This window comes from Peribacillus sp. FSL M8-0224 (genome assembly GCF_038003055.1).
Lineage (GTDB): Bacteria > Bacillota > Bacilli > Bacillales > DSM-1321 > Peribacillus > Peribacillus frigoritolerans.
The window spans coordinates 4,272,061-4,285,388 of the sequence record NZ_JBBOOJ010000001.1; the positions used below are offsets into that span (position 1 = coordinate 4,272,061).

General features: G+C 44.4%; 13 protein-coding genes. 3 read left to right on the forward strand and 10 right to left on the reverse strand.

Annotated elements, in window-relative coordinates; genetic code table 11:
* Positions 1 to 32: 32 nt before the first annotated feature.
* Both MKX49_RS20540 and MKX49_RS20545 read right to left on the reverse strand, forming a co-directional pair.
* A complete protein-coding gene (locus MKX49_RS20540) occupies positions 33 to 863 on the reverse strand; it encodes an STAS domain-containing protein (RefSeq protein ID WP_340877563.1) in 831 nt (276 codons plus the stop codon).
* A gap of 118 nt (positions 864 to 981) precedes the next feature.
* Positions 982 to 1,413 carry an Lrp/AsnC family transcriptional regulator gene (locus MKX49_RS20545; RefSeq protein ID WP_323598319.1) on the reverse strand — a complete coding sequence of 144 codons (432 nt, stop codon included), beginning with the start codon at positions 1,411 to 1,413 and terminating at the stop codon, positions 982 to 984.
* Between the two features lie 150 nt (positions 1,414 to 1,563).
* Between MKX49_RS20545 and MKX49_RS20550 the strand changes: the two genes are divergently transcribed.
* Entirely contained in the window at positions 1,564 to 2,148 is a 585-nt protein-coding gene (locus MKX49_RS20550; RefSeq protein ID WP_340877564.1) for a DJ-1/PfpI family protein, read from the forward strand.
* 218 nt (positions 2,149 to 2,366) lie between these two features.
* On the opposite strand, the gene MKX49_RS20555 is transcribed toward MKX49_RS20550, so the two are convergent.
* From MKX49_RS20555 to MKX49_RS20565, 3 genes are all read right to left on the reverse strand, one after another.
* A complete protein-coding gene (locus tag MKX49_RS20555; protein ID WP_340877565.1) occupies positions 2,367 to 4,349 on the reverse strand; it encodes a hydantoinase B/oxoprolinase family protein in 1,983 nt (660 codons plus the stop codon).
* Positions 4,350 to 4,365: 16 nt separating this feature from the next.
* On the reverse strand, positions 4,366 to 6,405 hold the full coding sequence (locus MKX49_RS20560) for a hydantoinase/oxoprolinase family protein (RefSeq protein ID WP_340877566.1): 2,040 nt from the start codon (positions 6,403 to 6,405) through the stop codon (positions 4,366 to 4,368).
* 436 nt (positions 6,406 to 6,841) lie between these two features.
* Entirely contained in the window at positions 6,842 to 7,012 is a 171-nt protein-coding gene (locus MKX49_RS20565) for a hypothetical protein (protein WP_153246157.1), read from the reverse strand.
* 321 nt (positions 7,013 to 7,333) lie between these two features.
* Here MKX49_RS20565 and MKX49_RS20570 point away from each other — a divergent pair, with 321 nt between their 5' ends.
* Positions 7,334 to 7,765 (forward strand): DUF1641 domain-containing protein, encoded by a 432-nt coding sequence (locus MKX49_RS20570; protein ID WP_268589899.1) that lies wholly within the window; start codon positions 7,334 to 7,336, stop codon positions 7,763 to 7,765.
* Between the two features lie 39 nt (positions 7,766 to 7,804).
* Positions 7,805 to 8,986, forward strand: coding sequence for an NAD(P)/FAD-dependent oxidoreductase (locus MKX49_RS20575; protein WP_063594794.1), 1,182 nt, complete (start codon positions 7,805 to 7,807; stop codon positions 8,984 to 8,986).
* Positions 8,987 to 9,098: 112 nt separating this feature from the next.
* Here the strand turns inward: MKX49_RS20575 and hxlB are convergent, their stop codons facing one another.
* Genes hxlB through MKX49_RS20600 form a run of 5 tightly spaced genes read right to left on the reverse strand, consistent with a single transcriptional unit; the run spans position 9,099 to position 13,269 of the window.
* Positions 9,099 to 9,650 (reverse strand): 6-phospho-3-hexuloisomerase, encoded by a 552-nt coding sequence (hxlB, locus tag MKX49_RS20580; protein ID WP_340877567.1) that lies wholly within the window; start codon positions 9,648 to 9,650, stop codon positions 9,099 to 9,101.
* Positions 9,647 to 10,279: a 3-hexulose-6-phosphate synthase gene (gene hxlA / locus MKX49_RS20585; RefSeq protein ID WP_340877569.1), complete on the reverse strand. Its 633-nt coding sequence runs from the start codon at positions 10,277 to 10,279 to the stop codon at positions 9,647 to 9,649. The genes hxlB and hxlA overlap by 4 nt, the downstream gene beginning before the upstream one ends.
* Entirely contained in the window at positions 10,276 to 11,559 is a 1,284-nt protein-coding gene (locus tag MKX49_RS20590) for an MFS transporter (protein ID WP_340877570.1), read from the reverse strand. Before MKX49_RS20590 ends, hxlA begins: the two co-directional genes overlap by 4 nt.
* Positions 11,541 to 12,512 carry a sugar kinase gene (locus MKX49_RS20595; RefSeq protein WP_340877571.1) on the reverse strand — a complete coding sequence of 324 codons (972 nt, stop codon included), beginning with the start codon at positions 12,510 to 12,512 and terminating at the stop codon, positions 11,541 to 11,543. The genes MKX49_RS20590 and MKX49_RS20595 overlap by 19 nt, the downstream gene beginning before the upstream one ends.
* Positions 12,499 to 13,269 carry a sugar phosphate isomerase/epimerase family protein gene (locus MKX49_RS20600; RefSeq protein WP_340877574.1) on the reverse strand — a complete coding sequence of 257 codons (771 nt, stop codon included), beginning with the start codon at positions 13,267 to 13,269 and terminating at the stop codon, positions 12,499 to 12,501. The genes MKX49_RS20595 and MKX49_RS20600 overlap by 14 nt, the downstream gene beginning before the upstream one ends.
* Positions 13,270 to 13,328: the final 59 nt, after the last annotated feature.

Genomic DNA, 13,328 nt, shown 5'->3' on the forward strand with positions numbered 1-13,328 from the left:
TCACCAAAACATGGCGACTCCCACTTCACGATTTAGGTGATTGCAAGATAATCCTTCAAGGCCTGCTGCAGCGTACCCTTTGTTTCTGCTTTATTATCGAGCTGAATCCCTGAACGGATCATTTTCGTAACAACCTCTGGGCGTAATCCAGTCACCACAGCTTTACACCCCATCATTGCCGTTCCATCGAGGATTTTCATCAAATCATTGATCATTTCAACTTCGATTTCGATGATACCGGATAAATCCAAGATCAAGGTCTGTATCCGCAGTTTACCTATCTCCATCAATACTTTTTCTTCGATTATCTGTATTCGTGAATAATCGATTGTCCCAATTAACGGAAGGACACAGGTGGTGGAAGTGACGGGAATGATCGGGACGGATAGATTTTCCACCAAGTTTTGCTGAGCGAGAATCAATTTGTCTTTGTAATCGGAGTAACTGACGAAAAAGGATTTAAGAAATTCATCAACCTTTTCATTCACTATTTTCTCTAAATCAAAAAAGACCTTGGAATCCTCAATAAACGCTTTCTTTTCTTGTTCGAACTTATAAAGAAAGGTCCAAAGCGTTCTGCGAAGGGCCTGAATCCATTCCAGCTTGAATGAAAGCGTCAAGGAGTGGGTTGCCCACGTAACTCCCTCTTGTTCGGCAAAGGCAATCAAATCCGTTTCATTCTGCTCCACTATATAACGGACAAGCTTATGTGCATTATTCAAAAGATCGACATTTCCAATCAGAAGGATTTCTTCGATTTTATCCCTGACATTGACCGCTGCTGATAAAAGATATTCTTCAAACTCACTTTTATTCTGCAAAAGGAATTCCATTATTTTATCTTCATCATAAACAAAACTCACTCTTCTCCACTCCCTTTTTGAACATCCAACTGTGATTTTTGTTACTATTTACTTTCTATATGCGTGGAGTTATTTCCTGCTAATCGCTCATATATTAAAGAGAAGGTGTTGAAGCCGGTTAAATCTCCTCTCCTGAAAAAACATTTTTCGATGCGGAAGAAAAGATCAGATGGGTGGAAGATTTCCCGTATTTAATGGCTTCATCGACGAAGTCTTCCAGCGTTTCCATCGAATATGTACTTATTTTAATAAGATAACTGTATTGACCGGCTAACCGGTGGCATTCCAGAACATCCGGATGGCTCAAGCTAAATTGATAAAAATCTTTGCATCTATCCGTTTCGAATAATATGAATGCCGTAATGCTCCTATCAAGTTTTTCAAGTGATATTTCCGTTTTATATCCCTTTATCACTCCGCTTTCCTCTAATTTATTCACACGTTCTTTCGTTGCTGGAGCCGTTAAGGACACTTCTTGTGCCAGTTCTTTCATGGACATGCGCCCATTATTCTCAAGCAAGGAAAGTATTTTTTTATCCGTTCGATCCAACTCAATCGCCCCCACTTTTTATTATTAACAGAATCCTTTCAAATACATTATAAAATAAAAAGAAATGTGATGAATACGTAATTAATCGTATGTATTAGGGAATTTGCTTTTTATATAATTAATTCAAATATAAATAAGGGGGATGCTGTTATGAAAAAAGTATTGATGCTGCTATCCAATGGATTCGAAGCGGTTGAAGCAAGTGTGTTTACAGATGTATTGGGGTGGAATAAATTAGAGGGGGATGGCACCACTGACCTGGTTACGGCGGGACTTCACGAACGATTGAAATGCACCTGGAATTTCATCGTGCAGCCCGAACTGACCCTCGATCAAGTGAACCTTGATGACTACGATGCTTTGGCCATTCCAGGAGGCTTTGAAGAAGCCGGTTTCTATGAAGATGCCTATGATCAGAGGTTTCTTGATGTGATCAAGCATTTTCATAATAAGAACAAAATCATCGCAACCATTTGTGTAGGTTCCCTCCCACTAGGAAAAAGCGGGATATTGAATGGAAGAAAAGCCACAACATACAACCATCCAACCAGTAAGAGACAGGGGCAGCTAAAAGATTTTGGGGCGATTGTCGTGAACGAACCGATTGTCGTCACGGACAATATCATTACATCATACAATCCATCCACAGCTTTCGATGTTGCCTTTACGCTCTTGGAAATGCTCACTTCACAAGCTAATTGTGAACATGTGAAGGAATTGATGGGCTTCCATTAAGAATGACACGATAGGGATATTGATTTCCGCTCCAGGCACTCACTTATCCAGAGGCGGTCGTGGGGCCTTCCTCTAGACGCGCTTTGCCGCAGGAGTCTAGAACCTTCCATTCCAATCATCTGGAACGTTTTTCAACTAAAAAATGCAGACCAAACTCACTATTCTTCGAGTTTGGTCTGCAGTCTGGGGTTCCGAGTGAATTCGGAACCTGTTTCACGTTATTTCCAATAAGCCAATGAACGGGTTTCCATGGATGCACGGAACTGTTTTGTTGATTCCGGCAGGGCTTTATTCGTTGCATAATCGATGATGACACCATACTGGCGAATGACATCGAGACTATCCAGCTTGCCATTGGCGAATTTATCTTCCACGCTTTGGATGTTTTCCTTAAGCCATTGTTTGCGATTGTTCCTGATATAAGACCTAGCTTGTTCCGTTGCTTCCAAATCTATTTCGAATAAATCAAGATCTTTATCGATTTCCTTGATCACGACTCCATAATCTTTTTTAGCCCGCTCGATTGAAACATATTCATCGATAACATCTTCCAAAACAGCTTCGGGACTTCTTTCAAGCGGATCTCCCAGTCCCCCTCCCCCAGCTGATGGGCGTACAAAGGAATCTCCTTGCTGTACTTTTACATTTGAGAAAATCGCACCTAAATATCGTTCGTCTTCCTTGCCCGGGTTAAGCCATGCTCCATGCGGGGATGAAGGAAGCCCTCCAAAAATTCCCCATGTTATTGAACGGGAACGGTCACAGCAATAGGACATAACGGTGTTTTTGACATTTGTGAGTGTACCGCCCTTTTCTACACCGCACCCGCCGCGGTATTTACCCGGCCCGGCAGAGTCGGTAATGATTTCATGCTTCATCGTCACGACAGGCGACAATCTTTCTTGCCCTTCGCAAGGCTGTACGCTGAGCCCCAAACCGAATGTTGGCGAAGTGGCGTTCACACCGTCCCGATCATAGCGGCCTCCATGTCCGCCTGCCATCCAGTCGTACCACATGAAGTATTTATCCTGCTCCTGGCGTTGGTCCCAACCGCCGATCAGTAAATACTCCAGGTTAAATGAGCATGCTATCGCTCTTTCCGGCATGATGTTGGACCAGAGTTCGAAGCACGCACTCATGATTTTTTCATAGGCCCCTGAACAAAAACCGGTTACGGCAATCGGTGCCGGGGCATTGACGACGGAGTTTTCCGGCAATTCGATCTTCACCACTCTGTAAAAACCGGAGTTCAGGGGTATTTCAGGAAAGAATGTCTTGGTTCCTGAGTATGCCGCTGATAAAGAAGCTCCGAAACCAGCATTCAAAAAGCAGCCGATATAAGAATGCGATCCAGAAAGATCATAAAGGATCTCGTCTTCCGTGATGGTCATCTTAACCCGAATCGGGATCAGACCGTCTCCTGCTTCCGGGTCCATATCAATATAATCAACGGTCTCCCAAGTTCCATTCGGTAAAGCTGCAACCTTGGCCCTTGCCAAACGCTCCACATAATTCTGCACTTCCGCAAAGGCAGACAAAGTCGTATCGATTCCATACTTCTCGATGATGGCAAACAACTGGCGCTCGCCTACTTTGGCCGCTTCCACTTGAGCACGCAGATCGCCGACACGTTCTTCAGGAACGCGCATGTTCGAAACGAGCACATTGACCACATCTTTTAAAAATGTTCCTTTACTATATATCCTGAGCGGCGGAATCCTTACTCCCTCGCCGAAATGTTCCTTGGCATTGATATCAAAGGAGCCGGGTGTCGAGCCACCCATGTCGGCCCAGTGTCCATTCGTCTGCATGAACGCAATGAGCTTGTTCTCATGAAAAACAGGCAAGAGAACCCGGGTGTCATTGAAATGAGTACCGCCCCGATACGGATCATTGACCAAGAATACGTCCCCAGGATGGATATCACCCTCGAAGTCCTCTAGCACCGCCTTTGCCGTTAGATGCAGTGTGCCTACATGGACCGAAATATCCTGCGTTCCTTGCATGACTGTATTTCCTTCTGCATCACAAAGCGCACAGCTGAAATCCCGATTATAAATGACGAAGGAATAGCATGTCCGAAGGATTTGTTCAGCCATCTGATCTACAAGGTTAACGAAGCCATTTTTTATCACTTCAAATGTCACCGGATCTAAACCTGTTCCAACTCCAGATTGGTCAATCAATTGTTTATTCGACAATGAAATCCACCTCTTTTTATTTATTTTGGGAAAGAATCAAGTTTCTGTATTTATCAACTTTAGCCGTGAAATTTGGTGGAATGACAGTCGTTGTATCAAGCTGATCTACAATGGCAGGTCCCGTTATTTCAGAGAAGGCCGGAATGAGTTCCCGGTTATAGACGTTCGTATTCACATACCCTTCCTCTTCAAAATAGACATCACGCGTTTCCTTCAAGGCATCAGCAAGTGTCCCCCCAGGTTCATAAGTCGGAAATTCAGGTTTTGGCACAGTTCCGATAGCGGTAACGAGCAGCCCGTAGATTTCCACGGTCTGTTCTTTATCGGAGAATGAAAATTCGCGCTCATGCTCTTGATGGAAACGGTCAAGGGTCTCTTCCAATGAAGAAATCGGGCAATCCACTTCTATCGCCAATGAACGCCACTGTCCCATATACCTCATGTCAATATAGCGCATCAATGTGGAAGCTTCTTTAGCGACCCCTTCTTCCTGCAATAATTTAGCGGCCTCTTTTTCCATTCCGATGAATTCTTTCTCTAAATCCTTTACCGATACATCCTTGACGTTTTTTACATAGGTTTTGGATATATCATGACGAACATCTACCAGCAGGCATCCCATTGCCGCGGCTACACCGGGATGCGGCGGGATGATGACTGTTGGGATTTCCATTTCCTTGGCCAAGTATGCCCCATGCAAGGGTCCAGCCCCACCGAAAGCCACAAGTGCAAAGTCGCGGGGGTCGTATCCCCTTCTGACTGAAATCAGCCTTAACGCATCACACATATTGGCATTGGCCACACGTGTGATAGCATTCGCCGCTTCTTCAATCGTATAATTGAATTTCTTGGCGATCTTATCCACGGCTTCAATCGCTTTTTGTTTATCCAGTTCCATTTGTCCATCCAATAGCTTTGTGCCAAGTCGTCCCAAAACAATATTGGCATCGGAATTGGTCGGTTCTACGCCGCCCCTGCTATAGCATGCAGGTCCAGGAACCGCGCCTGCACTTTGAGGGCCATTGCGTAAAGAACCGCCTTCATCCACCCAAGCTAAGCTGCCGCCTCCTGCTCCTATCGTCAAGATCTCGATACTTGGGAACCCAATCGGATATCCATACTCGATATACCAATCTTTAGTAATCCTTAAATCCCCTTCATGCATCAAGGAAATATCGGTGCTCGTTCCTCCCATATCCAGACCAATGGCATTATTAAAGCCGCAAAGCTGGGCGATATGTTTACTGGCAATCGCACCTGCAGCGATTCCGGAGCTTGCAAGCCTTGCCGCATAACGAGGAACGGTTTGGGATGTCATCACCCCTCCGCCTGAGTGAAGCACTAATATGTCATCTTCATATCCCCGTTTATTCATTTCACCTTCAAGGGTTTTAATATAGTTGCTGACAGTCGGTCCTAAAACGGCATTGACGATCGTCGTACTCATGCGCTCATGCTCAAAAATCTCAGGAAGGACTTCACTTGAAATGCATATATAGACATCCGGGAATTCCTCCTGGATGATTCGTTTCACTTTCGCCTCATTGCTTCCATTTACATACGAGTTCATGAAGCAAACCGCAATGGATTCGGTACCGCGTCGTTTTAATTTCCTTGCCAGTGACCGTACTTCCTCTTCATTGATTTCCGTCAAGACATTCCCTGCAAAATCGATGCGCTCTTCCACTTCAAAACGGTCTCTTCTTTGAATATACGGTTTGGCTACATCATCATATGTATCCCATAACTCAAGCTTGGTTCCTCGGCGGATTTCCGATACATCCCGAAATCCAGCGGATGTGATCAATGCTGTCTTTGGCAACTTCCTTTCAATCAAGGCATTGGTGCCCACTGTTGTCCCATGGGAAAAAACTTTAATATTTTCACAATCGATTTCCGCTTTCGCAATTCCATCCAAAATACCGACCTCTGGATTCAGAGGAGTCGACGACGTTTTCGTGATCGAAATTTCCTTCGTGCTTTCATCAAAAACGAAAACATCCGTAAATGTTCCGCCTACATCAATTGCGAGCCTAGTTTGCTTCGTACCTATCATATAATTCCCACCCCTGCTACAAGATTTAAGATACTTTTTACCTTTTGACATTCTCTCGCGCCATTTGCATGGCTAAATACAACTGTGTGAATGAGTAGCAGCCAGCCGCTGGATTTTCTCAGGCCAAAAACGGGACAAGGTGAATGATGAAATAAAAAAAACCAGTCATATCAATAAGAAATAATTGACAGCGAAGTCTATTAGATTCGACAGTTATTTATAGATTCATCTTTTTAAGTCACCGAGTCCATTTTAGGCGATGGCAGAGTAGAAAACTACCTGTTTACACCATGGCTATATACCTTATCTTACGTCAATTCATGATAAAGTCAAGAGTATTTTTAGAATATTTAAACAACTACACTTTGAGAATGAAGAGTCGATTTATTACAAAAATAAGTAAGCATAACTGTTTGGCTATGCTTACACAACAATATTATTTATCAGGTGTTTCCGATGTGCCTTCCTCGCTGTTTTTGAGGTAAACTTCAGAAATTCCATTCATACCTTCCATTAGTTGCGCTTTAGTATATTCCATACTGCCAACCAGTTTATGAAGCTTCTTATCATTATTCTCTTCTGTAAGTTTAGATTCTGAATCAGTCACATTTATTCACCTCCATCATTTAGGATGGCAAATCAAGATGGAAATATGTATGAAAGGCGTCGATGGCAGACACCCTCTTAAAGTGCACTTCAGGAAAAAACAGGTAATTTTCGTTAAAATCTGTACTTCAAATAAGCAGGAAAAGATGATTTTATGAATCTTTTTTAAAAAATCAGCTGTTTTCAAGCCACTAAAGGGATATACTATAGTTTAGCTTTTATTACATTTTTGTTAGTATTTTTTCTTGTCTCACATTGTGTAATATTTTACAAGTTTTTCTTATTACATCAACAAAATGCTTATTGCAAAGGAGAATTGGATATGTCAGAAACGATTACCCAATCACAAACTGAACAACTTAATGCCCGCCAAAAACAATTAGATGTACTGGACCAATTATTAAAGCCTGAGGTTCAGGAATCATTGAACACTTTAGTCGAGCAGTTACCAAAACTAACTGAGTTAGTGAATATTTTAACAAAGTCTTATGATTTCGCTCAATCGGTTGCGACTGATGATGTGTTGAAAAATGATACGGTCAGCGCCATTTCGGAGATCGCGACACCTGTGGTCCATTCAGTGAAAGGGCTTGCGGCAAATGCCATCGAAGCTAAGGATCGTGCAGAAGCGAATAATGATGTGATCGGTCTTTTTGGTCTGTTAAGGATGATGAAAGATCCGGAAGCACAAAAGCTTTTCCGTTTCGCCCAAGCTTTTCTTGAAGTCTCTTCAGAACGTAAAAACCAAAAATAATTTGATAAACTTTCAATCAGTAAGGACGGGGGATTAACTATGTCAAAACAAATCGTCATCTTAGGTGCAGGTTACGCAGGATTACTATCTGCCTTATCCGTACGTGAATATTACAATAAAGATGAAGTGCAGGTTACAGTGGTGAACCAATTTCCAACGCACCAAATCATCACCGAATTGCACCGTCTTGCAGGCGGATCCATTTCTGAACAAGCCGTTTCCATTCCTTTGGAAAAGCTTTTCAAAGGAAAAGATATCGACCTTGTCATTTCCAAAGTGGAGTCATTCTCGGTTGATAATAAAGAAGTGAAACTTGCCAATGGTTCCACATTATCTTATGATGCCCTGGTTGTTGCTTTGGGAAGCCAAACAGGATTCTTCGGCATTCCGGGACTTGAAGAAAACAGCATGGTCTTGAAATCCGTAAATGATGCAAACAAGATTTACAAACATATCGAAGATCGCATCCGCGAATATTCTCAAACGAATAATGAAGCGGACGCAACCATCGTGATCGGCGGCGGCGGATTGACGGGCGTTGAGTTAATCGGTGAAATCGTGGATCATTTCCCTAAAATCGCCAAAAAGTTCGGAGTGGACTTCAAGGACTTGAAAATCAAGCTTGTGGAAGCTGGTCCAAAAATCCTTCCGGTCCTGCCTGATCACTTAATCGAACGTGCCATGACAAGCTTGGAAGCACGCGGCGTTGAATTCTTGACAGGTCTGCCTGTAACGGGTGTTAAAGGAAATCAAATCGAATTGAAAGACGGACAAACGATAACGGCCAATACGCTTGTTTGGACAGGCGGAGTTGCGGCTCTTCCTATCGTAGGCGAATCAGGCCTTGAAGTGGATCGCGGCAAAGCAACCGTCAATGAGTATTTGCAATCCAAATCCCATAATGACGTATTCGTTGTCGGCGACAGTGCCGTTGCGTTCCCTCCAGAAGGCGGCCGTCCATATGCTCCTACTGCACAAAATGCTTGGCAAATGGGTGAGCTTGTTGGATACAACCTATATGCAGCCTTTGAAGGCAAGAAACTTGAAGAATTCTCACCTGTAAACTCAGGTACACTTGCGAGCCTTGGCCGTAAGGATGCGGTGGCAACCGTTGGGGCCAATAACACGTCCCTTAAAGGTCTGCCTGCTACATTGATGAAAGAAGCAAGTAATGTTCGCTACCTATCACACATAAAAGCCCTATTCAGCCTGGCTTATTAATTCATTATCACCGTGACATGTTCACGGTGCATGCCCTTTATTCCCGTTTGGGAGTAAGGGCATTTTTCATATCAAAAAAGGCGGGCACCCGCTGAAGGGGTTCCGCCATATTTCACTCTACATTACTATGTTTGGAATAAGTAAGCTCGTGGCTAATGGACTCGGTTAATGAATAGTCCAAGCATACTGCATCACATAAAACATGTACACATTGATCAAACAAAGAACTTAACGGCTGGACGCTTTTCGTTTCATGTTCCAAGCGATTTTTCGTTGCTGCCGGTATGACCAAGACCTCATGAGAGACATTCGCTAATTCCGATTGGTCATTCGTCGTGATCGAAAACACCTTGCATCCCACTTCCCTGCCTTTTGCCGCAACTGATATCACACTTTTGGTCGAGCCGCTCCCGCTAATGGCTATGATCAGATCGCCTTTCGAAATAGAAGGAGTAATCGTTTCCCCGACTGCATAGACGTTTAGGCCAAGGTGCATCAATCTCATCGCAAAGGCTTTGGCCATGAAGCCCGATCTGCCTTCACCCACGATGAAGATCCTGGTGTCAGTCCGTAAATTTTTTAGGAGCGTAACCGTTACCCCTCCGTCCATTTTGTGAAATACACCGTTCATTTCTTCTAAAATAACCCCAACTTCCTTATTCAAACTTCCTTCACACCTTTCTTCCCATTCACCGTTTCCTTAAATAGACGGGCAGCTTCTGCTGGATCCTTTGCTTTTGTAATCGCCGAGCCAACGATGATGACATCCAGCCCCTTCCTGATCATTACAGGCAAGGACGAAAGAGTGATCCCTCCTGCTGCAGCCCTCAAGGACCCAGCATGATTTCTCATATTGATCATGGCATGACCCGAATTTTCCTGGCTGTCCTTGCTTACATGCTCACAGAATATCGCCTGCCTGTAAATCCGTAATTGCTCAAGCCGGGTATCGGATACATTCAATAAATCAATCATGATCTGCCCCTTGTATTCACTCGCTTTTTCCAGGCATTTTTGGATGGTTACATCTGAAGCAGCCCCCATTACCGTAGCTACATCAGCCCCGCTTTGAAAGCAAAGATCCATTTCATAAGCCGCATTGTCCATCGTCTTCATGTCGGCAACGATTTTTTTATCCGGAAAGTGATTTTTCATTTCTTTGATGCTATTCACTCCGAACTCTTTAATCAGGGAAGTCCCCACCTCAATCCAATCAATCGAGGCTTCCACGCTTCGTGCCATTTCAATGGCTTCCTCCATATTCATGCGATCCAACGCCAGCTGAATTTTCATGACGAAACCGCCTCCATTTGCTTGACTGACGTAACCGCAGGCTTTTTAACCATCAATGTGAGTAACGCTGAAATCAATAAAGATCCCGCCATGAAAATATAGGATGCTCCGGGCCCGCCGGTCAATCCGTTTAAATATCCGACGAAATAGGCACCTACAAATGAGCCAAGCGCCCCCATACTATTAATCAGGGCCATTGCCCCGCCAGCCACATTCCTTGGGAGGATTTCAGGAATGATGGCAAAGAACGGTCCATACGGTGCATACATCGCACCGCCTGCAATAACCAACAGGGCATATGAAAGCCAGAAATTCGATGTGCCTAGCATGAAGGAACCGAAGAATGCGATTGCCCCCACAAGCAGCGATGTCCAAACGAACGTTTTTCGATTTAATGTTTTATCCGAAAAATAGGATAGTGCCAGCATCGAAATGACCGCTAACAAATAAGGTCCGGATGAAAGCCAGCCCGTTGCCACGATATCCATGCTCGACGCTTGTTTAATAATGGACGGCAGCCACATGACGAACCCATAAACCCCGATGCTCCACATGAAGTACTGGATACTGAGCACGATGACCTGCTTTGACTTAAAAGCTTCCCTATAATTTTTCACAGGTTTTAATGCAGCCTGTTCTTTCTGGAGGGTCGCTTCCATTTCTTGCTTTTCCTGTTCTGTAAGCCACTTGGCATCTTTGGGACGGTCATTGACGAGCTTATACCAGATAAACGCCCACAGGACAGCCGGAAGTCCTTCAATGATGAACAGCCATCTCCAGTCGAATGCCTTCAATAGGTAACCGGAAAGGATCGACATCCACAATACAGTAACTGGATTCCCCAGAATCAAAAAGGTGTTGGCCCGGGAGCGTTCTTCTTTTAGAAACCAGTGGCTTAGAAAAACGAGCATCGCGGGCATAACAGCGCTTTCAACAACACCAAGCAAGAAGCGAATCGGATAGAGCCATGCCACACTTGTCGCCATCCCCGTCAATGTCGCCAGTCCTCCCCAGAGAATCAAGCTCCAAAAAATCAGGATTTTGGCACTTTTCTTTTCTGCGTAATGTGCACCTGGAACTTGAAAGAAGAAATAACCAAGGAAAAACAGCGCGGCCAGAAAGGAGGATACCCCCGCTGTGATATTAAGGTCTTCCCCCATTCCTCCCGCTACGCCAAACCCATAGTTGGCACGGTCGAGATAGGCGAGACTGTATGTGATGAACACTAAGGGGATCAATCTCATCCACCTTTTTCTCGAAGCTACTTGTAATTGAGACATGATTGAAGCACTCCTTTTTTCATAAAGTGTTCTAGCTCTTCCATATTAGGAAGGCCATCGTGATCTCCGGAAGACATCACGGCCTTGGCCCCTATCGCATTTCCGCGTAAAACTGCTTCTTCATTCGATGCCCCTTCCAGTAAAGCGCTGATTACCCCGACAGCAAACCCGTCTCCTGCCCCTACGGTATCCACGACTTCCGTTACGGTAAAACCCGGTACCTCCTTCCTTTCATTTTGGGTTGCAAAGTAGGCCCCTTCTTCCCCGAGTTTAATCACCACAAGCTTAACACCGAGTTCGAGGTAGTAACTGGCGATATCCTCCTTGTTGCTGTATCCTGTAAGAAGTTCACCTTCCTGTATTCCGGGAAGCAGCCAATCCGCCTCTTCCGCAAACATATTGACGATGCTTATCATCTCCCTTTCATTCGGCCAGAGTGATGGACGCAGATTTGGATCGAATGAAACGGTTACACCCTTTTGTTTCAGATGCTTCAAGACTTGCCATGACAGCTCTCTGAAACTGCCGGAAATGGCAGGAGGTATCCCCGTTAAATGCAGGTGCTGTGTTGAAGGGAGTTTCTCCAAGGGAAAGTCCTCCAGAGAAATCTTGCTGGCGCTTGAATTCTTCCTAAAGTATTCAACGACCGGATCTCCTTGTTCGACTTTGGATTTTAACTGGAACCCAGTTGGATGGAGTGGATCCATCAAAACATTGGAGACATCCACCCCCTCATTTGTGAGCGTTTTCATAATCATGCGCCCGAACGAATCATCGCCCACCTTGCTCATCCATGCAGTCTTAATCCCTAACCTTGACAGGCCGATTGCCACATTGGTTTCGGCCCCTGCCACATAACGCTTATAACGCATGCAATCATCGAGGCTGCCCGAATCCTCAGCAATGAACATCGCCATTGCCTCTCCCATCGTCAGTACTTTAAGCTCCTTCATGGCTGACCTCCTGTTCCATTTTCATAAGAGAAATATAAGTCGCTGCATTTTCCAATGTTACCGGGAACTCAATCGCTACCGGACAAGCGCCATTAAACTTTTCCAATAACTCCATTACCTCAGGCAGCAGCGGCATCGATACCGGCTCAGTCACCCAACCCTCTTTCTCGCGCTTCACTTGCTTCAAATGAATATAGTCCACATATCCCGCTAAACCTTTCGCAGCTTCCATTGGATCTTCTTCTGTATACAGCCAATTGCCCGTATCAAATGTCAATCTAATCGGGATGTCCAACTTTTCGGAGCAACTCAGGAAATGAGCGATCCGGTTTACATTTCCACCGCCAAGCGTCTGATCGTTCTCGATGGTGATTTTCAATTCACGATTTTGCAGATTTTCCACCAAGACCTCTTTTATTCGAAACATATCCGTTTCAAAGAAATCGTAGTTTCCTAGAGGCATCTTCAGCAATTCCGCTCCCAGTTCACCCGCTTCCCTTGCCAAGCATTTAAAACCTATTTCATTCATTTGATGGTTTGATCCGATCAGGAAATCAGGAGCGGAATAATAAATGTCCAAGTTAAGCTCCCTGCATAAGGCACCCAATTCTTCCAGAGAATCATCCGGCGTCAACAATTCCTTTCTGATTTCGATTCCATCAGCTCCAGCGGCTGCTACGAGTTTTATGATTTCAAGATGTCCGAGCGCTTGAAGCCTTTCGGCCGGTATTGAATTCATGCATACAAATACTTTCATATTAATCCTCCTGACCCCGAAATGGTATCGGTACCATTTTGGGAGTTAATAAAGTCTTC

Excerpts from the sequence above, each read along its gene's own strand:
- MKX49_RS20550 (WP_340877564.1), top strand. The coding sequence starts at position 1,564 with ATGAAAAAAGTATTGATGCTGCTATCCAATGGATTCGAAGCGGTTGAA.
- MKX49_RS20560 (WP_340877566.1), bottom strand. The coding sequence starts at position 6,405 with ATGATAGGTACGAAGCAAACTAGGCTCGCAATTGATGTAGGCGGAACA.
- MKX49_RS20570 (WP_268589899.1), top strand. The coding sequence starts at position 7,334 with ATGTCAGAAACGATTACCCAATCACAAACTGAACAACTTAATGCCCGC.
- MKX49_RS20575 (WP_063594794.1), top strand. The coding sequence starts at position 7,805 with ATGTCAAAACAAATCGTCATCTTAGGTGCAGGTTACGCAGGATTACTA.
- hxlA (WP_340877569.1), bottom strand. The coding sequence starts at position 10,279 with ATGAAAATTCAGCTGGCGTTGGATCGCATGAATATGGAGGAAGCCATT.
- MKX49_RS20590 (WP_340877570.1), bottom strand. The coding sequence starts at position 11,559 with ATGTCTCAATTACAAGTAGCTTCGAGAAAAAGGTGGATGAGATTGATC.
- MKX49_RS20595 (WP_340877571.1), bottom strand. The coding sequence starts at position 12,512 with ATGAAGGAGCTTAAAGTACTGACGATGGGAGAGGCAATGGCGATGTTC.
- MKX49_RS20600 (WP_340877574.1), bottom strand. The coding sequence starts at position 13,269 with ATGAAAGTATTTGTATGCATGAATTCAATACCGGCCGAAAGGCTTCAA.